The organism is Chitinophaga sp. SVR4-12A (assembly GCF_056754765.1).
On sequence record NZ_JBPGWP010000001.1, the window covers coordinates 4,790,619 to 4,817,455 of the forward strand.

The 26,837-nt window shown below is 47.5% G+C and carries 19 protein-coding genes and 1 tRNA gene; 8 read left to right on the forward strand and 12 right to left on the reverse strand.

The features are described from left to right. Nucleotide 1: 1 nt before the first annotated feature. The 5 genes from ACR9Y8_RS19760 to ACR9Y8_RS19780 form a co-directional block, all read right to left on the reverse strand. Nucleotides 2-355 (reverse strand): type II toxin-antitoxin system RelE/ParE family toxin, encoded by a 354-nt coding sequence (locus tag ACR9Y8_RS19760; protein WP_481214974.1) that lies wholly within the window; start codon nucleotides 353-355, stop codon nucleotides 2-4. A 76-nt stretch (nucleotides 356-431) separates the two neighbouring features. Then, entirely contained in the window at nucleotides 432-1,511 is a 1,080-nt protein-coding gene (locus ACR9Y8_RS19765; RefSeq protein WP_481214975.1) for a winged helix DNA-binding domain-containing protein, read from the reverse strand. A 29-nt stretch (nucleotides 1,512-1,540) separates the two neighbouring features. Beyond that, nucleotides 1,541-2,875 carry a TolC family protein gene (locus ACR9Y8_RS19770; RefSeq protein ID WP_481214976.1) on the reverse strand — a complete coding sequence of 445 codons (1,335 nt, stop codon included), beginning with the start codon at nucleotides 2,873-2,875 and terminating at the stop codon, nucleotides 1,541-1,543. Nucleotides 2,876-2,888: 13 nt separating this feature from the next. Continuing rightward, nucleotides 2,889-6,020: an efflux RND transporter permease subunit gene (locus ACR9Y8_RS19775; RefSeq protein WP_481214977.1), complete on the reverse strand. Its 3,132-nt coding sequence runs from the start codon at nucleotides 6,018-6,020 to the stop codon at nucleotides 2,889-2,891. 28 nt (nucleotides 6,021-6,048) lie between these two features. After that, nucleotides 6,049-7,125: an efflux RND transporter periplasmic adaptor subunit gene (locus ACR9Y8_RS19780; protein WP_481214978.1), complete on the reverse strand. Its 1,077-nt coding sequence runs from the start codon at nucleotides 7,123-7,125 to the stop codon at nucleotides 6,049-6,051. 370 nt (nucleotides 7,126-7,495) lie between these two features. Here ACR9Y8_RS19780 and ACR9Y8_RS19785 point away from each other — a divergent pair, with 370 nt between their 5' ends. From ACR9Y8_RS19785 to rnc, 3 genes are read left to right on the forward strand one after another with little or no spacing between them, the layout of a single operon-like run. Further along, complete coding sequence (locus tag ACR9Y8_RS19785) at nucleotides 7,496-7,732, forward strand: acyl carrier protein (protein WP_012788038.1); 237 nt, start codon at nucleotides 7,496-7,498, stop codon at nucleotides 7,730-7,732. Nucleotides 7,733-7,756: 24 nt separating this feature from the next. Beyond that, nucleotides 7,757-9,010, forward strand: coding sequence for a beta-ketoacyl-ACP synthase II (gene fabF, locus ACR9Y8_RS19790; protein ID WP_481214979.1), 1,254 nt, complete (start codon nucleotides 7,757-7,759; stop codon nucleotides 9,008-9,010). A gap of 4 nt (nucleotides 9,011-9,014) precedes the next feature. Beyond that, complete coding sequence (gene rnc / locus ACR9Y8_RS19795) at nucleotides 9,015-9,740, forward strand: ribonuclease III (RefSeq protein ID WP_481214980.1); 726 nt, start codon at nucleotides 9,015-9,017, stop codon at nucleotides 9,738-9,740. Between the two features lie 21 nt (nucleotides 9,741-9,761). Here the strand turns inward: rnc and ACR9Y8_RS19800 are convergent, their stop codons facing one another. From ACR9Y8_RS19800 to ACR9Y8_RS19820, 5 genes are all read right to left on the reverse strand, one after another. Further along, nucleotides 9,762-10,382 carry a GyrI-like domain-containing protein gene (locus tag ACR9Y8_RS19800; protein WP_481214981.1) on the reverse strand — a complete coding sequence of 207 codons (621 nt, stop codon included), beginning with the start codon at nucleotides 10,380-10,382 and terminating at the stop codon, nucleotides 9,762-9,764. Between the two features lie 30 nt (nucleotides 10,383-10,412). After that, nucleotides 10,413-10,778 carry a VOC family protein gene (locus ACR9Y8_RS19805; RefSeq protein ID WP_481214982.1) on the reverse strand — a complete coding sequence of 122 codons (366 nt, stop codon included), beginning with the start codon at nucleotides 10,776-10,778 and terminating at the stop codon, nucleotides 10,413-10,415. A gap of 274 nt (nucleotides 10,779-11,052) precedes the next feature. Further along, nucleotides 11,053-12,012 (reverse strand): helix-turn-helix transcriptional regulator, encoded by a 960-nt coding sequence (locus ACR9Y8_RS19810; RefSeq protein WP_481214983.1) that lies wholly within the window; start codon nucleotides 12,010-12,012, stop codon nucleotides 11,053-11,055. 429 nt (nucleotides 12,013-12,441) lie between these two features. Continuing rightward, nucleotides 12,442-13,476 carry a cytochrome d ubiquinol oxidase subunit II gene (cydB, locus tag ACR9Y8_RS19815; protein WP_481214984.1) on the reverse strand — a complete coding sequence of 345 codons (1,035 nt, stop codon included), beginning with the start codon at nucleotides 13,474-13,476 and terminating at the stop codon, nucleotides 12,442-12,444. Nucleotides 13,477-13,632: 156 nt separating this feature from the next. Next, on the reverse strand, nucleotides 13,633-15,015 hold the full coding sequence (locus ACR9Y8_RS19820) for a cytochrome ubiquinol oxidase subunit I (RefSeq protein ID WP_481214985.1): 1,383 nt from the start codon (nucleotides 15,013-15,015) through the stop codon (nucleotides 13,633-13,635). Nucleotides 15,016-16,335: 1,320 nt separating this feature from the next. On the opposite strand from ACR9Y8_RS19820, the gene ACR9Y8_RS19825 reads away from it, so the two are divergent. From ACR9Y8_RS19825 to ACR9Y8_RS19845, 5 genes are all read left to right on the forward strand, one after another. Next, the gene (locus ACR9Y8_RS19825) at nucleotides 16,336-19,260 is read left to right on the forward strand and encodes a SusC/RagA family TonB-linked outer membrane protein (protein ID WP_481214986.1); all 2,925 of its coding nucleotides are present in this window, start codon (nucleotides 16,336-16,338) and stop codon (nucleotides 19,258-19,260) included. 21 nt (nucleotides 19,261-19,281) lie between these two features. Beyond that, complete coding sequence (locus ACR9Y8_RS19830; RefSeq protein WP_481214987.1) at nucleotides 19,282-20,859, forward strand: RagB/SusD family nutrient uptake outer membrane protein; 1,578 nt, start codon at nucleotides 19,282-19,284, stop codon at nucleotides 20,857-20,859. A gap of 129 nt (nucleotides 20,860-20,988) precedes the next feature. Further along, a tRNA-Ser gene (locus ACR9Y8_RS19835) sits at nucleotides 20,989-21,075 on the forward strand. A 152-nt stretch (nucleotides 21,076-21,227) separates the two neighbouring features. Further along, nucleotides 21,228-21,704 carry a nuclear transport factor 2 family protein gene (locus ACR9Y8_RS19840; protein ID WP_481214988.1) on the forward strand — a complete coding sequence of 159 codons (477 nt, stop codon included), beginning with the start codon at nucleotides 21,228-21,230 and terminating at the stop codon, nucleotides 21,702-21,704. Nucleotides 21,705-21,883: 179 nt separating this feature from the next. Next, nucleotides 21,884-24,961: a lantibiotic dehydratase gene (locus ACR9Y8_RS19845; protein WP_481214989.1), complete on the forward strand. Its 3,078-nt coding sequence runs from the start codon at nucleotides 21,884-21,886 to the stop codon at nucleotides 24,959-24,961. Here ACR9Y8_RS19845 and ACR9Y8_RS19850 read toward each other — a convergent pair. Then, nucleotides 24,947-25,681, reverse strand: a complete 735-nt coding sequence (locus tag ACR9Y8_RS19850) for a LytR/AlgR family response regulator transcription factor (RefSeq protein ID WP_481214990.1) — start codon at nucleotides 25,679-25,681, stop codon at nucleotides 24,947-24,949. The genes ACR9Y8_RS19845 and ACR9Y8_RS19850 overlap by 15 nt on opposite strands. Nucleotides 25,682-25,887: 206 nt before the next feature. Next, entirely contained in the window at nucleotides 25,888-26,790 is a 903-nt protein-coding gene (locus tag ACR9Y8_RS19855; RefSeq protein WP_481214991.1) for a sensor histidine kinase, read from the reverse strand. Nucleotides 26,791-26,837 lie beyond the last annotated feature (47 nt).

The window sequence follows — 26,837 nt, forward strand, 5'->3', positions numbered from 1 at the left end:
GTTATTTGTTTTTGTCTGAAAAATATGACTGCCTTATCTTTTCGGCCTTCTCTATTTCTTTGACCGGCATCTTGCTTGTTTTTTTGATAAGGCCATGTGTTGCCACCACTAGTGTAGTTACCTTATCCGTTTTATCCCAAAATGCCAGCAGCCGGTAGTGAAGGTTTCCATATTTGGTTCTGAATTCCCAAATATTATTTGTCAATTTCTTGAAAAGTTCCGGGTTGTTTGTCTGTTCAGCATGCTCTATGTTATATGAAATTTTTCTAAACGCCTTGCCGCCAATCATTTCAAAAAACGTGTCTACTTCTTCAAGAAATACTGTCCTGAAATACCGCTTCGGGTTAACTTCCATACAAATGTAATAAATGTTTCCAAATATAGAAACTTTATTACCCCTACAAGTTAATCAAGAGTTAATAACCAATGCGTTATGATTCCTGCACTACCTGCACCTTCTTCCCATAAAACAGCCCTATCTTCTCAGCTGCCTGGTCTAATAATTTCTTAGCCGGACGACTGCTATCCGGGAAAAGCGTGATCGTGATCCCTACTTTATCGTCTTCCAATGTTCTCGCCCATAAACCTTTTACCTGCCCGTTCACTACCAGCGGCGGACGGAAGATACCGTTAACATTAATGATCGTTTTAGTATGTACCAGCGGCAGACTGGCAGTTCTGTCTTTATACCCGATGATGAATTCGTCAAAGCCGGGCAACAGGTGAACGGCGGGATCGTTGTTTACTTGTTTGGCAATAGCGCGGTTAAACCAGTAGGTTTCTCCATTAACGGTTTCCTGTAAAAAACCGGCCTTTACCATTTCCAGCGCCCGTTTGGCGTCGGTGATAGAGAGGCCTGACCAGTTGATGAAGTCTTTTAAGGTAGCCGGTCCGCGGCTGGTAAAATAGCGCGCTGCCAGCGTAGCCAGCGCCTCTTCTTTGTTCAGCGTTTTCTTGTTGGGTACCCGTTCTGCAAGGAGTGCATAGGTTTGTTTACCGTCTCTTGTTTTTCCGCTGCAGATAATAGCATCCAGCTCTGCCCGGAACAAGAGATGAGAGGAGCGATTCTCGTCTGTTGCGATCTTTGCCTGCTGCAGCTCGCTCAGTATTTCTTCGCGTAGCAGATGGCCTTTTGACAGTGCTTTTTCTATGATGCGGTTACTTTTCTTATAAATGGTTTCCGACAGTCCGAGTTCTTTATTTCTTGATTTTTGGCCGGCCAGCAGATAGGGCGCGGTCAGTTCCAGCAGCCAGTAAATATCATCAGCTGATACCAGGTGCCAGGTGGGCCGCAGCAGGTGTGTACGCAGAATGGCGCCTTTATCGAGGGCCGTTTCCACTTTAGCGATGGTGGCAGCAGGGCAGCGTACACCCAGTGCCCATTTGGCCATAGCATGATCCTGCGCCTGCATGGCGCCCATCCAGGTGATTACATCTTTTACGGTCTTACATTTTGAAGCAGCGATCTGCTGGCTCCATAAGCGGAGGGTGGCAATATCTGTTAAGGTCATCCGGACAAGGTTGCTTGCCCTAAAAATAACTATTCCTTCAACAACTCTCCTTTCAACCTTAACAGCTCTGTTTCAGCAAGCTTGGTGTTGTACCTGGCCAGGATCAACCGGTTGAATGCATCCTGCAAGCTTTGCTGTGCCAGCTTCACTTCCAGCGTGGTAGATACGCCCTGGCGGAAACGTTCCAGGGCAACCATGGCATTTTCGCGGGCAAGGCCGATGTTCTCTTCTTCCAGGGTAACCGCTGTTTTATAATATTCATAGCTCTTGAAAGTAGAGTCAAGGCTAAGGCTTACCCGGCTGCGCGAATTATCTAACCAGAGTTGCTGGTAAGCTACATTCAGCTTGGCGTTCTTCACCTGCCGCCTTACGTTCAGTCCGTTGAAAATAGGAATGCTGGCAGAGAAACCATAGTTCAGTACTCCGTTCTGGTTAAAGATGGGGCTGAACGAGTTGGTGGCCGCGTTGGAGTTAACGCGGCTGAAATTATAGGTGGTATTGAACGACAAGGTTGGAAAGTAATCGGCCCTGGCTTCTTTCAGCTGCAGCTCAGATATGCTTACCTGTTGCTGTGCTATTTTCAAGGCAGCGTTTTTGTTCATCACCTCCTGTTGCAGGGCGCCATAGTTCAGGTCCAGGTTGATGGGAATAGAATCCTGTACATCATAGGTAGTGTTACCTACAGCTATAACCATGAGTTGATTGAGCACAGCCTTGCTTTGCGTGATGGCTGTTTGCTGGCGCAGGTAAGCTGTCTTTTGTCCGTTATAATCCACCTGTGATTGCAGGAGGTCTGTTTTGGGGCCAAGACCTGTCTGGAACTTGGCGTCTGACAGTTTCACCCTTTCTTCGGAAATGGACATTTGCTCCGCCAGGTTGCGCAGCTGCTGTTTCTGCTGCACGACATCATAGTAGCTGTTGATGATGTCTGCAATGGTATTGATGATGCGGTTTTTCAGGGCCAGCTCGCCCAGGTCGCGCATGCTTTCCAGGCGTTGCCGGGTGGCGAACATTTTCAGTCCGTCAAACAAGGTCCAGTTGAGAGCGACGTTGGCAGTATAGTTATTGCTTTTGATACCGCTGGTATCCCTTTTGTTGCCATTGGCAAACTCCTGGTTGGTGCGGGTAGTGCTCCAGGTTCTGCCGGCGGCGCCATTAATGCGTGGCGCAAAGGCAAAATTCGCATAGGCATAATCGTTAGCCAGTACATCTGCATCGTTATGAGCCAGCCTGATATCGTAGTTGTTCTTCAGCGCCAGGTCTATAGCCTGTTCGAGTGTAAGTATCTGCTGGGCCTGCGCCTGACCGGCTATACCAGTCAGGGCTAAGCACAGCAAAAATAGTTTAACAGCGTTCTGTTTCATTTCAGATTTAGTTTCATGCATGAGCAGCCGCCGCATCTTTTGCGGCTTCGTACTCTTCGGCTATCGCCGCTTCATATTCTTTATTGGGCTTCCTCCTGGAAAGGAAGCTATACATGGCCGGAATTACGAACAAAGTAAGCACCAGGGAGAATATGATGCCTCCTACGATCACAATACCCAAGGGGATACGGCTGGTAGCTGCGGCGCCGAGCGACATGGCAATGGGCAGTGCGCCCAGGGCCATAGCCAGACTGGTCATCAGAATAGGCCGCAGGCGCATAGTGGAGGCTTCTATTACCGCCCGTTTCTTCAGCATTCCCTCATCCCTTTTGTGGTTGGCAAATTCCACGATCAGGATACCGTTTTTGGTTACCAGGCCTATGAGCATGATCACCCCTATTTGCGAGAAGATATTCCAGGTTTGGTTGAAGATCCACAATGACAACAGCGCTCCTGCAAAGGCGAGTGGTACAGTTAGCATGATGATGAAGGGATCCACCCAGCTTTCGAACTGGGCCGCCAGTACCAGGTAGATGAGCATCAGTGCCAGGATCAGCGCGAAGCTGGTGTTAGAGCCGCTTTCTGCAAAGTCACGTGACGAGCCTGAGAGTGCGGTATTGAATGAGTCGTTGATAACGCCTTCCTGCTTCAGTTTGTTAAAGATATTATACATCGCCTGTATACCGTCGCCGATGGTTTTACCCGGCGCCAGGCTGGCAGAAACGGTGGCTGATTTATACCTGTTAAAGTGGTAAATGATCGGAGGGCTGGTCTCTTCGTGGATGCTTACCAGGTTGTCCAGCTGGATGGCCTCCCCGCGATTGTTGCGTACATAGATGTTCTGCAGATCGGCTGGATCGTCACGGTTGGCGCGGAATACCTGACCCATTACCTGGTACTGTTTACCATTGCGTATAAAGTAGCCGTAGCGCAGGTTACTGAGGGCCAGCTGCAATGTTTGTGAAATATCTTCTACTGAAACACCCAGTTCACTCGCCTTTTCGCGGTTGATCTGTATGCGCAGTTCCGGCTTGTTGAATTTAAGATCTACGTCTATTGCCTGGAAAGTAGGATCGGCATTGGCCGCTTCCAGGAATTGGGGCAGCACGGCAGCCAGTGAGTCAAAGTTAATATGCTGCAGCACGAATGCTACGGGCAGGCCACCACGGCGACCTACCTGTATGGTTTGCTGTTCTATGGCAAACACTCTTCCCTGCGGGAAGCGGTACATGTTGCGGTTCACCATGTTCACGATCTCTTTCTGGGAGCGTTGGCGTTCGTGGGGCTCTGACAGCACTACGTTGGCAAAAGCAGAGTTCACGGCGCCGCCGCCACTGAAGCCGGGCGCGGTTACTGAAAGGATGATCTGTTTTTCGGGTATGGAATCGATCATGAACCCAACCAGGTTGGTCACATAATTATCCATATAATCGAAAGCAGTGCCCTCTGGGGCCGTGATGGAGAGCCGGAACTGACTGCGGTCTTCAACGGGGGCCAATTCTGCCTGAAGGGTACGGAAAAGAAGATAGATCAGCACCAGACATCCGGCAATAATAACGGTGGCCACCCAACGCACGCGCATGAACTGTTGCAGCGAACGCTTATACCCGTTCTCCATCCAGTGGAAGAAGGGTTCTGTTTTCAGATAGAACCAGGAGTGAGTATGTGTTTTGCGGCCAAGCTTTACGTTCAGTACCGGGGTTAGCGTAAGCGATACGAAAGCAGAGATCAGTACGGCGCCTGCCACTACGATCCCGAACTCCCGGAATAGCTGTCCTACAAATCCCTGGAGGAATATGATCGGCAGGAATACAAAAGCCAGCGTAATGGAGGTGGCGATCACCGCAAAGAAGATCTCTTCAGAGCCTTCTTTGGCGGCCCGCATACGAGGCATGCCCGCTTCAATCTTCTTATAGATATTCTCCGTCACCACGATACCGTCGTCCACCACCAGGCCGGTAGCCAGCACAATGGCCAGCAGCGTAAGGATATTGATGGTGAACCCGCATACATACATGATAAAGAAAGCGCCTATCAGGGAAACCGGTATATCTATCAGCGGACGGAAGGCCATCAGCCAGTCGCGGAAGAACAGGTATACGATCATTATCACCAGTACCAGCGCTACGATGAGTGTTTCTTCCACCTCTTCAATAGACTTCTTGATGAATCGGGTATTATCCATCGCGATGTTCGTAACAAAGTCTGGCGGAATATCCTTTTTGATCTGGGCATATCTTTTATAAAACTCGTCGGCAATGGCCACATAGTTAGATCCCGGTTGCGGGCTAAGCGCCAGTGCGATCATCGGTATTGCGGATTCCTTCAGAATGGTCTCCTCGTTTTCCGGGCCCAGTACGGCCTGGCCGATATCGCGGAAGTGCACAACATTGCCGTTAACATTCTTTACGATCAGGTTATCGAACTCCTCTTCCGTATCGAGCCGTCCAAAGGTGCGTACAGTCAGTTCTGTGGCATTGCCTGCTATTTTACCGGATGGCAGCTCCACGTTCTCTTTCAGCAGGGCCTGCTGTACATCTGAAGGTGTAAGGCCATAGGCTGAAAGACGGGCGGGATCCAGCCAGAGGCGCATGGCATATTTCTTTTCTCCCCAGATACGGATGGAGCTTACGCCGGGAATGGTTTGCAGTCTTTCCAGCAGTACGTTGTTGGCATACTCAGTGATTTCCAGCTGGTTACGGGTGTTACTCTGTACCGTCATGGAAATAATGGCGTCAGAGTTGGCGTCCTCTTTTGTTACTACGGGAGGTGCATCCAGGTCGGGCGGCAGGCTGCGCAGCGCCTGCGAAACCTTGTCGCGCACGTCATTGGTGGCGGCTTCCAGGTCTGTGTTCAATTCGAACTCTACGGTAATGCTGCTGGTGCCCTGGCTGCTGCTGCTGGAAATATTTTTGATACCGGCGATGCCGTTGATCTGTTTTTCCAGTGGCTCAGTGATCTGGGTTTCTATAATATCGGAGTTAGCGCCTGCATAGGAAGTACGAACGTTCACTATGGGCGGGTCTATTGCCGGAAAGTCCCTTACGCCCAGGAAGGAGAATCCCACCACACCAAATATCACGATGATGATGTTCATCACAATGGCAAAAACCGGACGCTTCAGGGATAAGGATGGAAGACTCATTGTGTAAATTTTTTTAGTCCGCAGGTTGCTAGTTTACTTTATCATATTTTAATGGCATGCCGGCTCTCAGCTGCATGATCCCGCTGGTAATAACGGTGTCCCCTACGTTTAGTCCGCTGGTAATCTGTATGTTATTTTCGTCCCTTATGCCGGTCTCAACCACTACAAATTTCGCTTTGCCGCTATCTGCCACGATCACTTTTTTGTCTCTTGTACCCGGAATGACGGCCTGGGTGGGGACCATGATGGCCTCAGGCATATCCCGGAGCCCCAGGGTCACTCTTGCAAAGGAGCCGGGGAGGAGTTGGCCTGTATTAGGCATAATAGCCCTGATCCTGATGGTACGTGTAGCCAGGTCTATTTTCGGGTCCATGGCATAGATACTGCCTTTATAATTGTCATTATCGCCGGCTACCCGGAAAGTTACGGCATCGCCCAGTTTGATGGCGGTGCGGTATTTTTCAGGGATGGAGAAATCTATTTTTAAAGGATCTATCTGCTGTAAGGTAGTAATAACGGTGGTGGGAGATACGATGGCGCCCAGGCTGACATTGCGCAGGCCGAGGCGTCCGCTGAAGGGAGCGCGCAGCTCTGTTTTCTGGAGCTGTGTTTTCGTATATTCCATATCGGCGGCATAAGCGCTTACCTGGTTACGGGTAACGTCTACGTCCTGTTGGCTGATACCGTTTATCTTCAGGAGGTTTTCCTGGCGTTGCAGGGTGGTTTTAGCCAGTTCCTGCTGCAGCTGTAATTTCTGCAGCTGGGCTTTCAGGTCTTCGTCGTAGATCTTTACCAGGAGGGCGCCTTTAGCTACGTTCACCCCTTCTTTAAAATAAAGGCCAATGATGCGGCCGGTGATCTCTGGTTTAACTTCTACTTCTTCATTACTCTGGAGGGTACCGCTGGCTTCGATGGTTTCATCCAGCTTGGAAGTTTTCACGATATAGGCATCTAAGAGCGGGGGCTTGCCGCCTCCGCCGCGGCTGGCAGGCGCAGCTGGTTCTTTTCTTTTGCCGTCTGCCACCTTTTTGTACACGAGAAAAATGACTACTGCACCAATAATGGTGAACAGTATGGTTCTCAGCATCTTTTTACTGTTGGTCATGATGTTTAGTTCGCCTGGATTTTGATAACGTGGCACCCTTTGGCGCAGGCTGCCCCGGCAAATTTAATAAATGGCGGAGGCGCTAGGGAAGGCAGAGTGTTAATTAAAGTTAAGACCTCTTAATACGTCCATAAATGGTTCAATAACGGGTTGAATGGTGTAATTATGCGTTATGACAGTCAATTTTGGCCTTCCGTCGATCCTGTAACAAGGTACGCCAATTTATTAATAATGATTGCAAAAGCAGACGGGGTGTACGTTTGCGGCTATTAGCACTGACGCGTATATGTGAAAATTTAGATGCGTAGTTGCCAATTCAATAAAAATTATATTTTTGCAGTCAAGTTTTAAACCAAAAACACTTAAAATTATGTCAGACATTGCATCAAGAGTTAAAAAGATCATCATTGACAAATTGGGCGTTGACGAAGCCGAGGTAACTCCTGAAGCCAGCTTCACCAACGACTTAGGCGCTGACTCTTTGGATACGGTAGAACTGATCATGGAATTCGAAAAAGAATTCAACATCTCCATTCCTGACGAACAAGCTGAAACTATTACTACTGTTGGCCAGGCTGTAGCTTACCTGGAAGAACACGTAAAATAATCCTACTTAACCAGAATTGTTTTAATGCAACCAAAACGCGTAGTCGTTACAGGTTTAGGTGCTCTTACACCGCTCGGCAATTCCGTACAGGAATACTGGCAGGGGTTGACGAACGGTGTATCCGGCGCCGATTTCATCAAGCAGTTTGATGCTTCCAAGTTTAAAACCCGTTTTGCTTGTGAATTAAAGAACTTTGATCCCACCCAATTCATTGATAAGAAGGAGGCCCGTAAAATGGACCCCTTTACGCAGACAGCAGTGATCGCTGCTGACCATGCTGTTCAGGATGCCAAAATAGACCGTAACTCCGTTAATATAGACCGTGTAGGTGTTATCTGGGGGACCGGTGTAGGGGGAATGATCAATTTTTGCCATGAGCTAAGAGACTTTTACCAGGGGGATGGAACGCCGCGTTTCAGCCCTTTTCTGATTCCCCGGTTGATCACTGATATCGCCGCAGGACATATTTCGATCCGTCATGGGTTCAGGGGGCCGAATTTCTCGGTGGTTTCTGCCTGTGCATCGGCCACCAATGCTATCATGGAAGCGATGTTCCTGATCCGTTACGGTAAGGCAGATGTGATCGTTACCGGCGGTTCTGAGGATGTTATCAACGAGGCTTGTGTAGGCGGGTTCAACGCCATGAAGGCCTTGTCTGAAAGGAATGATGATCCCAAGACCGCCTCAAGGCCTTTTGACCTGGAGAGAGATGGTTTTGTGATGGGAGAAGGAGCGGGCGCCCTGATATTGGAGTCATATGAGCATGCGATGGCGAGAGGAGCTAAAATTTACGTAGAACTGGCAGGCGGCGGAGCTACTGCAGATGCACACCACCTTACGGCACCACACCCCGAGGGGCTTGGCGCCATGAACGTGATGCGGCAGGCGCTCGAAGATGCAGGGTTGAGCACCCATGAAATAGATTACATCAATGTTCACGGGACTTCCACTCCCTTAGGCGATGTAGCAGAAGTTAAGGCCATCCAGCAGGTTTTCGGGGATGACGCTTATAAGCTGAACATCAGCTCAACAAAATCTATGACCGGGCATTTACTGGGCGCTGCAGGGGCTGTAGAGTCCATCGCAGCGATCATGTCTGTTATAGACGGCATCGTACCTCCTACCATTAATCATTTTACGGACGATCCTCAACTGGATCCCAAATTAAATTTTACCTTTAACGTCGCACAAAAGAGAGAAGTTAGAGCAGCATTAAGCAATACCTTTGGATTTGGTGGTCATAATGCCTCTGTTATTTTCAAAAAATTTGTTCCTTGATTGTGTGAAATTACTGCCAGGATTTTTATATCGCTTCGTAACCAAAAAAAGGCAACTTTATAAAGACCTTTATAACCTGCTTGGCTTTGCGCCAGGTAATTTCTCTTTGTATGAGGTAGCGTTAAGCCACCGTTCCAGCAAGGAGAAGTTCCTGGAAAGCAATGAAAGGCTGGAATACCTCGGTGACGCCATCCTGGGCGCCATCATAGGCGATTACCTGTTCAGGAAATACCCCTACAAAACAGAAGGTTATCTAACCGAAATGCGATCCAAGATCGTGAACCGGCAGCAGCTCAATGAGATTGCCATTAAAATGGGCCTGCGCAAACTAACCATCTACGATAAATACAACAGCTTTCTCAAGATCAGCCAGATCTTCGGCAATACCCTGGAAGCCCTCGTGGGCGCTGTATACCTTGACAAGGGTTACAACAGGACCAAACAGTTTGTTTACAAACGTATCATCATTCCCTACATTGACCTGGAAGCGCTGGAAAGCGTGGAAATGAACCACAAGAACAAACTCTATGGCTGGGCTAACAAGAACGGCAAAACGCTGGAGTTTGAACTGCTGGAAGAGCAGATGGATAACGGCCGCCGTATTTTTACCGTAGGCGCTGTGGTGGACGGAGAACTTATCTGCAGCGGCAAAGCTTTCAACAAGAAGGACGCCAGCCAGATAGCAGCCCAACAGGCAATAGAGCTGCTGGGCCTTGGAGAAGATAAATAAGAAAGTAAAAAGTTTTCTTTTTTACTTTTTAACCGGTTGCCTTAAAATGGTCCTCATCTTTTCCGGCGCTGCTTTGCGGGGATCTGACAAATAGATCTCATGATGTCTGCCATTCCATTTCAATTGATGTTTTGCCATAAAATCTTCCATTAGCTGTAAGGTAGCTGGTTCCGTACTATAAGGTCCGGTATGCATCACCTGTATACAATCCCCTTCCTCATAGGGAATGAATGTTACGCCTTTCAGGAGCGGCAATTGTTTTTTAACAATGGCGGTCTGAATAGCCTGCTGCACATTTTCGTCGCTTACAAATTCGGGCATACGGATCAGCAGCTGCCATTGCCATTCTTCGCGGGGTACCTGGAGTGCGCTGTGATGGCCGTCTACCTTCCAGCGGTTTTCATCTACCCACCATAAACCTTCCAGTTTGCATACGGTAAAATCCTGCTGTTGCTGTTTATAAATAGCTTTAACGCTATAGGCAGCAGTATATAAGGCTTGGGTAGCGGCGGCAAAGGCTTCGCCGTTCGGGTCGCCTTTCCCGGAAATGGAAAGGAACTTTGCCGCCGGTACAGTGATGCGTTGGGGGACGGAAGGAGCGGTGTAATAAGACTTTTGTGTTTTGGTAAGATCCAGTTTCATATAGGTTAAATGTTATTTGGTTGTTAGCGCTTAGTCATTGTAGTCAGTGAGGCCGATCACGTTACCACTGGGATCCAGCAGCTCTGCCGCCCAGCCGGTGTTAATCTTGTAAGGCTTTTTAGTGAAGGTGACGCCCTTGGCCAGCAGTTCGTTATAAAATAGCTGAACGTCTGTTACGTGGAGCAGCAGGGCTGCTTTGGCATCAGGAAACCTGGTAGTGTCTTTCAGGATGACGGCTGCTTCGCCGTTCCCCACCCGGAAAGCCAGCAGGCCTCTTTCCGAGAAATCGAACTTTAGGGGCAGTTCCAGCGTGCCGGCGTAGAAGCGGCGGCTTTCCTGCAGGCTAAGGGCCGGCAGGAAGAAGTTGTCAATGCTCAGTATCTTGTTCGTATTCATGGTTTTTATTGCAAAGCAAGGCACAGGTGGTGACAACGGTATGTCAGTAGGCCGTTTAGTCCCCGTCGTGTTGCATTCGGATTGCCCTCTGCTCCCCGTATGTTCCATTGTTGTCCCATCTCTCTCTCGTTGTTGTCCCATCCCTATAGAAGCCTTGGGACAACAACGAGAGAGAGATGGGACAAAATCTGATGAAACGGCAACATGACAGCTATCCGAATGCAGCAAGCACCCGGAAAACAGCAAAGATGATCGAACAGAGAAGGGAAGATGACTATACCTGGTAGTGTTCTTTCAGCTCCAGGGTCAGTTCTTTCATGCGAACAAGCAGTGCGTCGGGAGAAAGGATCTCCACGTCGTTACCCCACATTAATATCCAGCGGGCGAAGTATTCCAGGGGGTAATTATTCATGAAGGTATATTCCACCTGGTTATCGCAGATCTTTTCTTCTACGAGGCCGTAGTAATACTTCTGGTTACCCAGGTAGCGGGCCATGCTCAGGCTGAACCGCACCTTGAAGGTATGCTCGGGAACGGGGTCTGAGTGATACCTCTCCAGGTATTGCTGGAGGGAAATATGCCGGGATTTGTCGTAGCCGGTACTGGTAACATGCATATTCCGGATGCGGTCTGTCCGGAAGTTGCGGTAGTCGCCCCGCAGCTGGCACCAGGCAATAAGGTACCAGGTACTATTGCTATGGTAGATGCCGATGGGTTCAACATTCCTTTTAGTGAATTCGCCGTTCTGGGCGGCGCGGTACTCCATCTGGAGCACCTGCTGTTTTCCCAGGGCCTGCTGTATGTCTGTGAGGAAGCGGTTGGGAAACTCATCTTCCTGGGGCGTACGGTTGCGGAGCACGGCGATGTTCTCATCCAGCACTTCCAGGAAATCTTTTTCGCTGCCGCGCAGCACCGCCCTTATTTTCTGCATGGCGCTGCTGAACTGCTGCCGGTTGGAACGGTCACTGAAATGCTCCATCAGCTTTTCGCCGGTAAGGAGGGCGGCGGCTTCTTCCCGGTTGAACATCACCGGCGGCAGGTGGTAGCCTTCCACAATATAGTAGCCGGTTCCTGCCTCCGCGCCGATGGGCACCCCAGACTCCTGCAGGGCCTTTACATCGCGGTATACCGTGCGGAGACTGATGTTAAACCGCTCTGCTATTTCAGAGGCCTTTACTACCTTTTTGCCCTGTAATTGAATGAGTATAGCGGAAAGACGGTCAATACGGTTCATAATTGCAAGTTAAATATTTCCCGGGCAACCTAATTATATCAGATTTCGTATACATGATATCATCTATTATTATATCTTTAAGGGGGACAATTCTTACAGCAACTAAAAATATTTTTTTTACAGATTAAACTTTTACTCAACTTAGCTGTCTGAAATATAGACGGTAACTACTTGAAATCATACAAGTGCCTGATACTGAGCAAATAACTGTTTTCCCCTTTAAGATATTTAAGTTTTGATGCTACAGTACAGAATATAGGTTAAATGGTAAGTCCCTGCAATTTTTTGCGGGGACCTGTTTTTTAGGGAGGTTTTAGCCGCTGGCTTTTAGCCATTAGCGCTCCTCCGGCAGAGAAGCCAGCTCACTAAACTTTAGGGGTTTCCCTCAGCTAATAGCTAATAGCTAATAGCTAACAGCTAACAGCTCTCTTAATAGCTCATTTCATTTAACTTCACTTTCCCCCTAAACGTCCAGAATACAAACAGGGTATATGACAGTACCAGTGGGGTACCGATGGCTGCCATTACAAGCATGATCCGGAGGGAGGTGGCAGAGGAGGCGGCTTTATAAATGCTGATATTGTAAGCCGGGTTGGTAGAAGAAATAATGATATTGGGAAAGAGCCCGATGGCGAAAAGGATCAGGAGAATGGAGGTAGTAATGCTGGAAAAAACGAATGCCGTGAAATACTTACGGCTGTCTATATTCCGCTTCAGGTTAAGCACCGTGAGCACCGCCGCCAGGGGCAGCCCAAACAGCCAGGGACTGCGTTTGAACTCGTGGGTCATGTGTGGAATATAGATCAGTGTGGCCATAGAGGTTAGGATAAAACAGAGGATGAAAAACTTGCAGCAGTTGTTTACCAGCACGGTAAGCTTTGCGTAAAGACGGTTCTCTGTTTTCATGGTGAGGTAGATGGCGCCGTGCATCATGAAGAGCGAGAGCGTAGTTACTGCTATCAGGATTGCGTAGGGATTAAAGAAGGTGAACAGGTCGCCGGTAAATTCATGTTTTTCATTAAAGGGCAGGCCCTGTATCAGGTTGCCCAGGATCAATCCCAGCAGCAGGGTAATAAAGGTACTGGAGGCCATATAGCTGATGTCCCACATTTTGCGCCACCAGCGCCAGGGCTCTTTACTGCGGAACTCTATCGAGATGGCCCTGAAGATAAGCGCCACCAGGAAAAGCATGAAAGGAATATAGAAGGTGGAAAGCAGTACCCCGTATACCAGGGGGAAGCCGGCAAATAAGGCTCCGCCGGCGATCACCAGCCAAACCTCGTTCCCATCCCATACAGGCCCTATTGCATTGAGGGCGGTGCGGCGGCTTTCTTCCTTATTAAAGAAGAGATGCAGGGCGCCCGCGCCCAGGTCAAAACCGTCCAGCACACCATAGCCGGTAATAAGTCCGCCTATTACGAGAAACCACCAGGTGGGGAGATCGAGGCCGATGAATGTTTCCATATTATATAAGTTTAAGCCATAAACAAGCTAAAAGCCACAAGCCTCAAGCTGCAAGTAGTATCAGGTAGTTCAAAGTGCTTCAAAGCTAAACTGTAAGCCTGCCCCAACAACCACCCTTTTAATGCTTGCAGCTGATAGCTGACAGCTTGCAGCTTTTTAATGTACTCCTCCAATGTTCCTTTTAGAATACAGATCACTCACTTCTTCTTCATTTTGCGTAACATCCGGACCGTGTTGTATTTTCCTGTGCAGGAGGAACAGGAAGAGAAGGAAGAGCAATACATATACCAGTGTGAACAGGATCAGTGAAAAGAGCACCTGGTTGGCGCTAACGGTTTTTGAGAGCGCGTCGGAGGTACGTAGCAGGCCATATACCACCCAGGGCTGGCGGCCTACTTCTGCGGTGTACCAGCCAACCTGGTTAGCGATCTGCGGCAGCAGTACGGCGCCTACAAAGATCGTCATTAGCCAGCGCTGATCAAACAGCTTCTTTTTCCAGAGCAGGAACACGGCCAGCAGGGTAAGCCCGATCAGGGTCATGCCGATGATCACCATCATATGGTAGGTCTGGAAAACAAAGTTCACCGCGGTGGGCCGGTCGGCTGCCGGTGTAGCCCGCAGGCCCTGCATCGGTGTGGTAAAGTCGCCATGGGTGAGGAAGGACAGTCCGCCGGGTATTTTAAGCCCGCTGGTTTTCTGTTCTTTCTGGTTCACCCATCCCAGCAGGTAGGCATCGGCTACGGCCAGGCTATCAAAATGGCCTTCCATCGCGGCCAGCTTAGCCGGCTGGTATTTGCTGACGTAATGTGCAGACCGGTGGCCGGTAAAGAGCTGCAGCAGGGCCGCTACCACCGCTACCCGTAGGCCTACCCTGAACATAGCTTCGGCATGTTTGATAAACTGGCGCCGCAGTATGTACCAGGCGGCAACGCTCATCACGAGAAAAGACCCGGCCAGGAAGGACCCGATGATCACATGGCAGAAACGGTCTATTGAAGACGGGTTGAGCACCATCTCCCAGAAATCGGTGACCACTGCCCTGGCTTCCATACCGGTTCCCTCAACGCGGAAGCCGGTGGGTGTTTGCTGCCAGGAATTGGCGATCACTATCCAGAGCGCGGAAAAGATGGATCCGAGGGCGACCATGATGGTAGAAAAGAAGTGCACGCCTTTGCTTACACGGTTCCATCCGAAGAGGAGCACGCCAAGAAAGCCGGATTCGAGGGCAAAGGCGAAAATACCTTCGGCGGCCAGTGCGCTGCCGAATATATCTCCTACATAATGGGAGTAAGTGGCCCAGTTGGTACCGAACTCAAACTCCATTACGATGCCGGTAGCAACGCCGATACCGAATATGAGGGCAAATATCTTGATCCAGAAGCGGGTGATCTCCTGGTAGATGGCCAGGCCTGTTTTAAGGTAGAGCCCCTCCATAAATATCAGGCACAACCCTAATCCGATACTCAACGGGGGATATATATAATGGAAGGCAATCGTGAATGCAAATTGCACCCTTGCCAGTATTTCAACAGATGGCATAAAACATTAACTGGTTTGAAGTAAGCAACTGATTGAAAAAGGCCGGCAGCAAAGGCTTACCGGTAGTGCAAAGGTAGTAGCGCGCTGTTAATCCAAAACTGATCTTTATCATAAGTTCTTATGCTATTGTAACAGATAACTTTTTTATAATGTTTGTCTTTTACAAATTCTTTGACCATTAACTGATGATTAACATATTAAAAATAAGAATCTTTTTAATTTTGATCCTGTATTGAAGTGGAAGATTGATACACCCCATCTTCCCTGGTAGCTGTAGAGATTAGTTCATTATTATAGTATATAATATTCGGATCCGGCCACATCCTGAGGCATGGTCCAACCATATCCTATTTGGGGGGACTTTTTTTACATTGGGGACAAACAACCGGAATAAGAGCGTAACCACCAAAAACGAATTGAATGCAAGTCTGCGCATAGAACAAACTCCGTAAACAGCGCTACGGGTCAACATATTGTCATTTAGCATTGTCATGTGAATGTTACAGAATTATTTGTGTCTTTTAATGGTTAAACCAAATAGGGGAATGAGCCTGATGTTTATCAGGCTCCCCTTTTGGAAAAGATATAAACTGTTCCGGCTTTTTGTAAAGCATCCTTATTCAAAACCAATTATTGCTGTCTCAATTTTGAAGGATTTTCATAATTATAGGTTTTTGTTATAATACACGCAAAGTCCAAAGACTAAACGTTGTGTCTTAATGGATAGCTTGACGGAGCTTGATGTCTATCGGGCTCTTATTTTTTATAGCAGCAAAGCAGCTCTATTAGTCTACAAAAATTATAGGATATTTCTTGGAAATTAAATGAGGGCCTTCTATATTTGTATCACCACCCTAATTAATCACCACCGTTAATTAGCTGATTTTATCAGACTCTCCCTGTTGTTTCATGAAGTGTATATGACCGCAACTAACATCATGCGGAAGAGGGAGAACTATGCCTGATCAGTACTGTAACATGATATATATACTAAGTAAAGACTGAAACCAACCATTAACGTTTGTTCTCTGTTGTTAGGCCTGCGGGCTGCCAAGGCAGCCTTGCAGGTATTCTTATTTTAGCCCTGAACGTATTTTTTCCATGATAACCGTGGTTAATTTCTGCTAACAATCGGTTAATTAGTGTGATATGTACACTTATTTTACGAGGTAAATTTACCTTGGGAGTATCAGTCTGATCATTCAACCAAAAGCTAAGTAGCGTAATACCTGTAGTTGCGTACATTAATTCACCCTAAATAATATGGATATGCGTTCATTCTACGTTAGAGCCACGCTATTTATAATACCGTGGTTATTTGTGTCGGCATCCCTGCTGGCGCAAGGCATCTCAGTGTCTGGTAAAGTAAGCGACGCCAGGGAGGGGCTTCCCCTGCCAGGCGTCAGTATATCGGTAGCCGGCGGCGCCAACGGCACTGTAACAGATGTTGCCGGTCAGTATAAGTTAACTGTTCCTGCTGATAAAATATTGGTGTTCAAATTTACAGGCATGAAAACATTGGAGATCCCGGTGAATGGAAGAACAGTCATTGATGTACAAATGGAGTCTACAGAGGTGGGTTTGAATGAAGTAGTAGTAGTGGGATATGGTACGCAACGAAAAGGAGATGTAACAAGCGCGATTGCCAGTGTAAAGTCAGAGAATTTTGTGAAGGGAGCTGTACGCGATGCAGCGCAGCTGATACAGGGAAAAGTGGCCGGCCTTACTGTTTCCACGCCCAGTGGTAATCCTACTGCCAATACGCAGATATCACTGCGTGGTATTACTACCTTAAAAGCAGGCACCTCTCCGCTGGTATTGATAGATGGGATACCCGGTACGCTGAACACTGTTGCACCGGAGGATATAGAATCCATCGATGTGCTGAAAGACGGTTCTGCAGCCGCTATTTATGGTACGCGTGGCACCAATGGCGTGATCCTGATCACCACCAAAAAGCTGCGTGGCGACATGCGCCCTACCCTGCAGTATGATGCATACACAAGTGTGCAAACTATTGCCCGGCGCCCGGAGTTCCTGACAGGAGATGATTACCGCCGGTTTATCAATGAAGGTGTTGCTTTCACAGATTATGGCACTTCTACGGATTGGATAAAGGAGATCACCCGTAATCCCGTAAGCCATACGCATAATCTTACTTTCCAGGGAGGAAGCTCCAGCACTAATGTAACCGCCTCGCTGAATTATCGTAACTGGCAGGGCTTGTTCCTGCATTCAGACAACAAGCAGGTGACCGGCCGCGCGGATGTGAACCATAGCATGTTTGATGGTATGTTAAAGGCCAACCTGAATGTGATCACGCGCAGCCGCACTTATTGGTCGGGCGTTGATATTGGCGATGGAGGATTTGCCAACGGTAATAGCTTTAACAATTATGTATACAGGCAGGCCTTGATACGTAATCCCACAGACAGCGTAAAGAATTACAAAGGCGATTGGATGGAGCGCAATATTTATTTTTATGATAACCCCGTAGCTTACCTGAATGAGTCTTACGGACAAAATGAAGAAAGGGAAACAAGGCTGAACGGCAGCGTTATCCTGGAACCCTTAAAGGATCTGAAGTTCAAGCTGCTGTTATCCAATAATAAATGGACAGAGATAAGAGGATATGCGGAAACGAAGAAGCATGTATCTACCGTTAAAAACAACCGCAATGGTTATGCTTCCAGGGGCACTTCCGATATGCAGGATAACCTGCTGGAATTTACTACAGAATATAGCCGCAGCCTGCAGAAACATCGCTTTAATGTATTAGGTGGTTACAGTTACCAGGATAATACACGTGAAGACTTTTATATGCAGAACTGGGATTTTCCGACAGACCAGTACTCCTATAACAACATGGAAACCGGCAATGCTTTAAAACGCGGAGATGCGGTAATGGGCAGCTTTAAAGATAAGTGGAAGCTGATCGGTTTTTTCGGCAGGCTCAGCTATAACTGGGATGATAAATATCTGGTGCTGGCCAGTGTTCGTCATGAAGGATCTACAAAGTTCGGCCGTAATTATAAGTGGGGTACTTTTCCTGCCGTATCGCTGGGATGGCGTGTAAGCCGTGAAAGTTTTATGGAAGGCATCAAATGGCTGGATGATCTGAAGCTGCGCGCCGGCTTCGGTGTGACCGGCACCATACCTGATGACCGTTATGCATCTCTGCAGAGCTTTAACTATAACAATCGTTTCCTGGTAAACGGCGTATGGGTACAAGGTCTGGATGCGGTACGCAACCCTAATGCGGAATTGCGTTGGGAAAAGAAGGAAGAGTTCAATATAGGTTTGGATTTCTCTCTGCTGGCAGGCAGGGTATCCGGTAATATCGACGCTTATCGCCGCCTCACAAAAGATGCGCTCTTTGATTACCAGGTGCCGGTGCCACCTTACCCCATGTCTCAGATAGTGGCCAATGCTGCGCAGATCAGGAACCAGGGCATAGAAGTGCTGCTGAACTTTGTTCCGGTGAGCACACGAAACCTGCAGTGGAATTCAGGCTTGAACTATTCTACCAACAAGAATGTGCTGGTATCGCTTTCCAGCAACACCTTTGCCGCTACCAACGATTTCTTTGACGCCGGATATACCGGGGAACCTATACAGGAAGCCACACACCGCGTGCAGGTTGGACAGCCTATCGGTAATTTCTACGGTTATAAATCCATCGGTATTGATGATAACGGCCGCTGGATCATTGAAGGCAAAGATGGTAAGCCGGTGGCCAGTGCAGACAAAAGCCCGGACGATAAAAAAGTGCTGGGCAATGGCCTGCCCAAACATTACCTGGGATGGAACAACTCGCTACGTTATAAAAACTTTGACCTGAATGTTACCATGCGGGGTGCATTTGGTTTCCAGGTGCTGAACTTTCAACGCCTGTTCTACGAGAATCCTAAAGTGACGCAGTACAACATGTTGAAAACCGCGTTTGACAACGTATATGGCAAAACCAGGCTGAATGATGACCTGGCTTATGTAAGCTATTATATTGAGAACGGCGATTACTGGAAGATAGATAACGTTACCCTTGGTTATAATTTCAACATCAGCCGGGTGAAATTTATCAAACAGGCAAGAGTGTATGTAGCTGCGCTGAACCTGGCTACCATAACGGGCTATAAAGGAATAGACCCGGAAGTGAACCGTACCGGTTTGGCTCCCGGAGATGATGAGCGGGATAAATATCCTACTACCCGCACCTTTACCGTAGGCGTTCATCTTACCTTCTAACACCTCATTAAAAAAGTAGTCATGAAGAACAGAACAAGCATACACGCATATATAACAGCATCGGTTGTACTGGCATTCTTTTTCAGTGCCTGTACCAAGCTGGACCCGGAAACCTTTTCAGAAATAGTGGAGGAAACTATTGTTTACAAGGAGTCTGATACATCGGCAATCATCGCCCAGGCCTATAGTCCGCTGCGCCCTGTGATGGCAGACTGGATGGGATATTTTGACCTGCAGGAAGAAAGTGCAGATGCTATCATTACACCTGCAAGGCCCAATGGATGGTATGATGGAGGTACTTATCAGCGTATGCACCGGCATACCTGGACCTCCCTGCAGGAACAACCCAGCGCCCTGTGGAGCCGGGTGTACACAGGAGTTGCCAATACCAACAGGGCAATATGGCTGATCAACTCTGGTACCTTGCCGGTGGGAGACGCCAAAGCACCCTTACTGGCGGAGTTGCATGCATTGCGTGCGTTTTATTATTACCTGCTCTGCGACAATTTCGGTAATGTTCCAGTGGTAACAGACTACAAAGATCTTTCTGTGCCCAAGCAGAGCAAGCGTAAGGAAGTATATGATTTTATTGTAAAGGAGCTGACCGACAACATGCCTTCATTACGGGAAACCGTCGGAACGGCTATGTACGCGCGGTTTAACAAATGGGCTGCCAAGACCTTGCTGGCAAGGGTATATCTCAATGCACAGGCGTACAGCGGCGCCACCGCCTGGGAGCAATGCCTGCAGCAATGCAACGATGTGATACAGTCAGGGGCCTATATGCTCGAACCGGTATATCGCGACAATTTCAAGACCAATAATGAAAACTCACGTGAGCTGATCTTCACCGTGCCTTACGATGAGATCAATGCGCCTGGTTTCATTATCCATATGAAGACACTGGACCCGCTAAGCCAGCAGGTATTTAAAATGGAAGCGCAGCCCTGGGGTGGTAACTGTGCCGTGCCGCAGTTTATCGACACCTATGATCCTGCTGATACCCGTTTGAAGGACACCTGGCTGCAGGGCCCGCAATTAACACCAGCCGGCGTGGAAGTGATCAATTATATCAAATACGTGGAGAGCATTGAGAAAAGTAAGTCTAATGAAGGCTTCCGGGTTGGTAAATACGAGATCCGGCAGGGCGCCAAGGGATCCCTGAGCAATGATTTTCCCATTTTCCGCTATGCCGAAGTGTTGATGATGAAAGCAGAATGCCTGCTGCGTACCGGTAAAGCTGCCGAGGCAGCCATAGAGGTAACCAAAGTGCGGCAGCGGGCCTTCACCGCTACCCCTGCTAAAGCGACCGTTACGGGCGCCGATCTGCTGAAGGGCAGCGTATATAATTACGGGTATTGGAACAATGGGCAGGTAACAGAAGTGCAGGGCGGAAATGACGTTCAGTACGGGCGTCTGCTGGACGAGCTGGGCTGGGAATTTGCGGCGGAAGCACACCGCCGGCAGGACCTGATCCGCTTTGGGGTGTTTACGGTTAAAAAATGGTTCCAGCACCGGCCCAATGGAGAGGGGCGCAAGCTTTTCCTGATACCGCAGGAGGAGATCAACAAGAATAGCAGCCTGGAGCAAAATCCATAAATTATTACTGTTTATCAGGCCCCGGTAGTATGCCGGGGCTTTTTTTTTTAATATGTGGTATCGTTTAAATTCTTTTGGAAATGCGGTTAAAAGACTTATTTTTGCATCCCTGAATTTAAAAGTTCAACCGGAGGAGTGCAGGAGTGGTTGAACTGGCACGCCTGGAAAGTGTGTATACTCGAAAGGGTATCAAGGGTTCGAATCCCTTCTCCTCCGCAAGACAACTTTATTAAAGGCTCGTGAAACTAAAGGTTTTACGAGCCTTTATAATTTTAGGGATTAGTTGCCAGATTTGCCTGTTATGATAAGATATTCGTTAGCTTTACTATGCTAAGAAAATACCAGGCTATTGTTATAAAATAGAAAAAATGGTGAAAAAAATATTAGCAATAATTACAGTCATTGTTATCCCCTTTGCAGCAATATATGGACAAACACAACCTGAACTGTATAAGGAGATTTACCAGCAAGACAGTATATTTTTCAGCGCATTTAATAATTGCGATACTGCTACATACAGGAAAATGCTTAGCAACAACCTTGAGTTTTATCATGACTTAGGCGGACTGCATTACCTGGATGAAGAGATGCAATCCATGCAAAAAATGTGTGAAAGAAACTCTCATATACGACGAGAGCTTATAAAAAACACACTGGAAGTTCACAAACTAGGCGAAAATGACGCTTTAGAAATAGGCGTTCATCGTTTTTATCATACTAATCCGGGACAAGCGGAACATATCAGTGGCACCTATAAATTTATTCATGTGTGGCAAAAGAAGAACAACGCCTGGCAGCTCTCAAGAGTAATAAGTTATGACCACGGCAAAATGAATAATAACTAAAAATACTCCAGAACAGTCCTCTCTGTTTATTCGTACCAGTTGGTCCTGCGAAAGCGGGGGTTTGTGTAATTGTTTGACCCGCAAAAGGGCTCCGTAATATATTTGTCGCATATTAATCATTTCCAGCAGTGTAGCGAGAGTGCCAAGTTGAGTACAAATAACCCGTCTAAACCACGTATATGGATTATGCTTTCTTTCCAAAGCTGATGCTAAGAAATCCCAGCTTCAGCTATCAGGACTATTTTGCCGCTGATTATGACCAGCTGCTTAAAAGCAATTTTTTCAGGGCAGCGTTATACCTTGCCAGTACGGACTTTTACCGGGAGCTGGAGAAGCGTGGGTTCAACTACCAGGACCTGAGCAGCGCACAGCAGAACACGCTCCGCAAGTATTATAACCGGGCTTGTTTCAGGCCAACTCCTTTCGGCGCATTTTCTTCTTTTGCTACCACGGTATGGAGCCAGCAGGAAGAACAAATACGGTTGAACAATGGCAAAGGCGAAACGCATATCAAGCTGGATTATCTGCCGGAGCTTGAGCTCTGCGAAACGCTTGTCTGCACGGAGGCAAAGCATATACTGCAATATAGGGTAAACGCTTCGCTGTATAAGGTTTCCAAACATTTCAGGTATATCAGGCATGATAAAGACGCCAGGAAAAAAAGATCGTTTTCCGTTATTTCATTAACGGAGAACAAAATCCTCAGCGATATCATTGCATTTTGTGCCAGTGAAAAGATGCTGTCCGAAATAGTCCAATTCCTTACAGAGAAGACGGCGTGGGAGCCGGAAGCTATTGATGCTATGATAGACCAGCTTATCGGTGAGCAGATCATCCTGCCATTGTGGGGCGCCAGCATAACAGGAGAAGGATGCCTGGAAGACCTGATGGAACATCTTGCTGCAAAAGGGGTATGGTCTCACGAGCTGGAGAAGATACAAATAATCCTGAACGGACTGAATGAGACGGATATAAATGAGTTCGACAATGTTCTCAGGTATGCCGGCCAGGTGGAAAGCATGTTAAATGAGCCGGAGGACATCAGGAGCTTTTTCTATAGCGTTACTGACCGTGGCCAGACAGCAGGAGGGCTTGATGTCAAATTTCAGCAGATGATACATGATGGCCTGCATTGTCTGAATACGCTGATACCCATGCACAGGAGCGCGGAGCTGGAAGATTTTAAGCGTGCGTTCACTGGAAAGTTTGAAGGCAGGGAAATACCGCTGCTTACGGCGCTGGACCCGGAATTGGGTATAGGGTATGAAAACCAGGAAGAAGTAGTTTACCGGGACGACGCTTTGTTAAAAGATGTGAGATTTGATGGTGGCAATAAGGGTACCGATCAATATCTGAAGTGGACGGCGGGGCATTCGTTGTTATTGAACCGGCTGCAACAGAAAACTGACGCAGAGGGCAATTACCAGATTGAGCTTTCAGATAAGGACCTGGCGGGGATGACGCAAGACGATGCACATTACAAGCTGCCTCCCAGTATCTCTGTAGTTTTCAGGATGCATAATGACATGCTTTATCTTGAAAGCGCCGGTGGGGCATCTGCAACTTCACTGGTTGGCCGTTTCTCTGTTTTTAGCGATGAAGTACTGGCTGCTGCCCGGGAAATTGCCCAAACAGAGCAAGCACATAATAGCGGTGTGTTGTTTGCTGAGATTGCACATTTATGCGATCCTCATGCCGCCAACATTAACAGGAGAAAGCATATCAGGGATTATGAGATACCCGTTCTTGTTACTTCAACCTTGCAGCAGGATGGACAGATCGCACTGTCTGATCTTTTTATATCTGTGCAGAACGACCAGATCATTTTAAGGTCCAGAAAACATAATACGATTGTAGTGCCCCGCTTAAGTTCAGCATTTAATCATAACAACAGCGAGCTGCCGGTATTCCGTTTCCTGTGCGATCTCCAGTACCAGGGGCTTAAAACGGCGTTCAAGCTGGAATTGAGCAGTTTCTTTCCGGGGCTGAAGTTTTATCCCCGTGTAGTGTATAAGTCCACGATATTAAGCCTGGCAACCTGGCATCTCGTTGCCGGCGATTTTTCCTGGTTAAAGAACAGCAGCCCGGAGCAATGTTACGAATCATTTATCCGCCTGGCCAGGCAGATCGGTTTGCCCCGTTATTTTACGCTCACCCATCATGATAACCAGCTGGTATTTGACAGGGACAAGCAGGAAGAGGTGTTATTGTTCCTGGATGCCATCAAAAACACCGGGCGCATTACGCTGACCGAATTTCTTATGAATGAGCACAATACCGCTGCTGTAACAGATGCCCATAATAAGCCGCTCATAGGCCAGTATATAGCGGCGATGTACCTTAAAGAGGCTGTATACGACGTTCCCGGCCAGCTCAAGTTTGACGGCAACAGGAAAAATAACAGAAACTTTATGCCCGGTACGGAATGGCTGTATTTCAAGATATACTGTCATCCGGTGTTAACGAATGAGCTGCTCTGTAATGTACTTGCGCCGCTGCTGCACAGAGTGTATAAAAGGAAGCTTATTGATAAATGGTTCTACGTCCGTTATACAGATCCTGACCACCATATTCGCTTGAGGCTGCATGTAACAGACGGCTCACTGGAAATGCTGATAGCTGCTTTTAGCAGGAGGCTGAAGATATTGCTGGACGAGCGGAAGATACAGAAATATTACATTGACACATATATCCGGGAGCTGGAACGGTATGCGCCTGCCGATATCGGGGATGTGGAGTCTTTCTTCTTTTCCAGCAGCCTGCTGATGACTGATTATATCAGTCGTACGGAGCAGGAAGGATCCCAATACTCCTATGACCTGGACGTGATCATGTTATCGGTAAATGAGATACTGGATGCTTTTGAACTGGCGCCGGAGCAGCGCATCTCCCTGTTTCAGGACCTCTACACTGCCTTTTACCGCGAGCATGGCGAAGATAAGGACCTCAAGAAGAGCCTGGAAAGAAAATATGGCGATGTGCGAAGGGAAATGAACGATATACAACAGCGGCTCTATCTGCTCAGAGAAGAGATGGGAGAATACTATGATGATCTTTTCGGACATTCAAAGCTGATCGCCGCCAGGGTAAGAAAGTCTCGCCAGGCAGATCCGGCCGGTATTATAGGAGATATGATACACATGCATTTGAACCGCCTTTTTGTACAAACCCCCAGGAGGCAGGAACTGATCATTTATTACCTGCTCTACAGGCACTATAGCGCCCAGATGTATAAAGGGCAATTAACTGCCCGGTGACCTTTTTGTCTTGATCATTTTTTCATTCAACTGATTAAAGAAAGCGGTCTTGTAGCTTACACCCAATACCAGTTCTGTCTTATCCTTCAGCTGGATGGCATTGCCATCAATGGCGCTCACCTGCGCAAGGTTGACGATAAAAGATTTATGGACCCTCATAAAGACGCTGGAAGGCAGGCTTTCCTCCATTTCTTTCATCGTGAGGTAGGTAATATACTTCCCTTTCTGGGTATGGATGATTACGTAATTCTTCAGGGCCTGTATGTAAATAACATCGTTATACTCAAGTTTAATGATCTTCCCCTTCATTTCATACTGAATGTAGAAATGATCCCGTACGCTTTCTTCTTCCTGTGCATTCTTGACCGTTCGGCTGTTCAGCTTATTGATGCATTTCAGGAACCGCTCGTAGGATATGGGTTTGAGGATGTAATCGAACGCATTCCTTTCAAAGGCCTGTAGTGCATATTTATCGTAAGCGGTGGCAAATACGATGGAGGTCTTTTCGTGCAGCAGGTCTGACAGGTCCATTCCGGATAGCTGCGGCATGTCAATATCAATGAAAGTAATATCAGCATAACCCTTTTCCCTGAATATCTGTAGGGCTTCCAGGGGATTTTCGGAGGTTCCCATGAGCTGCAGGCCCGGGGTCATCTCTATATAGTTGGCTAAAACCTGTATGGCATGCTGTTCATCATCTACAATATAGCATTTAATCATGTCACCCGCTGGTTATAATTTTATAACTAAATGAAGATAAAAGTCGTCTTCGCCGTTTTTGGTTGTAAATGTGTAAGCGTCTTTGTAGAGGTTATTAAGTCGTTTGTGCATATTCACCAATCCTATTCCATGACTAACGATTTTCGTACGTGTCTTTTTCTTGTTTAAGGTTACTACTTCAACATATTCCCCATTGTAGTTGATGGTTATTTTCCCGGGTACTCTTTGTCTGTTAAGTTGGCATGTTTGAATACATTTTCTATCAACGGCAGCAGACCCATAGGAATTATCCTGGCATCACTGAAGTCCCCGTTAAACTCTACATCAAGATATAATTTATTATTGAATCTTATCTGGTTTATTTTGATAATATTCCTGATCTGCTCAATCTCTTTTTCCAGGTTTACTTTTCCGTCTGGTTCCAGTTCGCGTAGCGAATAATTCATCAGCTCCGCCAGGAGAAGAACCGCGTCGGATGCCTTCTCTGACACTTGCTGAACATTATTGTAGATAAAATTAAGCGTGTTGAAGATCAAATGCGGATTAATCTGGGATTGCAGGTAAGCGTTTTGCATTTCGATATAGCCTTTCTCAAGGTTGCTTTTATCGATCTGATGCTGCATCTGCAGCTTTTCCAGATACCGGATCCTCTTTTCGGCAACGATGCTCTTTATCACGAACCAATAGGCGGAACTGAAGCCGGTAAAGTAGATGCCCCGCCAGAGGTGCCGGAGCAGCGGGGTTTTGTTTCCTGAGAGGAACTGGTTTAAGGCGCTGGAAGACCTGCCCTGATCCAGGGTGTCTATCGCCGTCATCAGGTAAAGGTAAAGGCCAAGCCCGGCCACCAGGAGTATAACAAAGAGCCCGTATTTCCGCTTGTTTTTCCCGAAGGAGTAGGATAGGGTAACATGGGCATGGTAATAGAATAGCCCGATATTGACCACATAAGGCAATATATAGTCAAACAGTACATTCCTGCCGGTGGGAACCCCTATTAGTAAGGTTACAAAGGAAACTTCGTAGAGGATAAACAGGGCCCAACCTAAAACGTGGTAAAATAGGACTTTATCGCGGATGCGCGCCGAAACCCAATTGCGCAAAAAACTCATGTCTCTAAAATACTAAAATATATCTACGGAAAGAATGTATTGGTGTA

Bases quoted from the DNA above. Each gene is read 5' to 3' on its own strand.
- ACR9Y8_RS19765 (WP_481214975.1), bottom strand. From the start codon at position 1,511: ATGACCTTAACAGATATTGCCACCCTCCGCTTATGGAGCCAGCAGATC.
- ACR9Y8_RS19810 (WP_481214983.1), bottom strand. From the start codon at position 12,012: ATGAACCGTATTGACCGTCTTTCCGCTATACTCATTCAATTACAGGGC.
- ACR9Y8_RS19800 (WP_481214981.1), bottom strand. From the start codon at position 10,382: ATGAAACTGGATCTTACCAAAACACAAAAGTCTTATTACACCGCTCCT.
- ACR9Y8_RS19770 (WP_481214976.1), bottom strand. From the start codon at position 2,875: ATGAAACAGAACGCTGTTAAACTATTTTTGCTGTGCTTAGCCCTGACT.
- ACR9Y8_RS19805 (WP_481214982.1), bottom strand. From the start codon at position 10,778: ATGAATACGAACAAGATACTGAGCATTGACAACTTCTTCCTGCCGGCC.
- ACR9Y8_RS19820 (WP_481214985.1), bottom strand. From the start codon at position 15,015: ATGCCATCTGTTGAAATACTGGCAAGGGTGCAATTTGCATTCACGATT.
- ACR9Y8_RS19840 (WP_481214988.1), top strand. From the start codon at position 21,228: ATGGTGAAAAAAATATTAGCAATAATTACAGTCATTGTTATCCCCTTT.
- ACR9Y8_RS19845 (WP_481214989.1), top strand. From the start codon at position 21,884: ATGGATTATGCTTTCTTTCCAAAGCTGATGCTAAGAAATCCCAGCTTC.
- ACR9Y8_RS19855 (WP_481214991.1), bottom strand. From the start codon at position 26,790: ATGAGTTTTTTGCGCAATTGGGTTTCGGCGCGCATCCGCGATAAAGTC.
- ACR9Y8_RS19785 (WP_012788038.1), top strand. From the start codon at position 7,496: ATGTCAGACATTGCATCAAGAGTTAAAAAGATCATCATTGACAAATTG.
- ACR9Y8_RS19780 (WP_481214978.1), bottom strand. From the start codon at position 7,125: ATGACCAACAGTAAAAAGATGCTGAGAACCATACTGTTCACCATTATT.
- fabF (WP_481214979.1), top strand. From the start codon at position 7,757: ATGCAACCAAAACGCGTAGTCGTTACAGGTTTAGGTGCTCTTACACCG.
- ACR9Y8_RS19850 (WP_481214990.1), bottom strand. From the start codon at position 25,681: ATGATTAAATGCTATATTGTAGATGATGAACAGCATGCCATACAGGTT.
- ACR9Y8_RS19775 (WP_481214977.1), bottom strand. From the start codon at position 6,020: ATGAGTCTTCCATCCTTATCCCTGAAGCGTCCGGTTTTTGCCATTGTG.
- ACR9Y8_RS19830 (WP_481214987.1), top strand. From the start codon at position 19,282: ATGAAGAACAGAACAAGCATACACGCATATATAACAGCATCGGTTGTA.
- cydB (WP_481214984.1), bottom strand. From the start codon at position 13,476: ATGGAAACATTCATCGGCCTCGATCTCCCCACCTGGTGGTTTCTCGTA.
- ACR9Y8_RS19760 (WP_481214974.1), bottom strand. From the start codon at position 355: ATGGAAGTTAACCCGAAGCGGTATTTCAGGACAGTATTTCTTGAAGAA.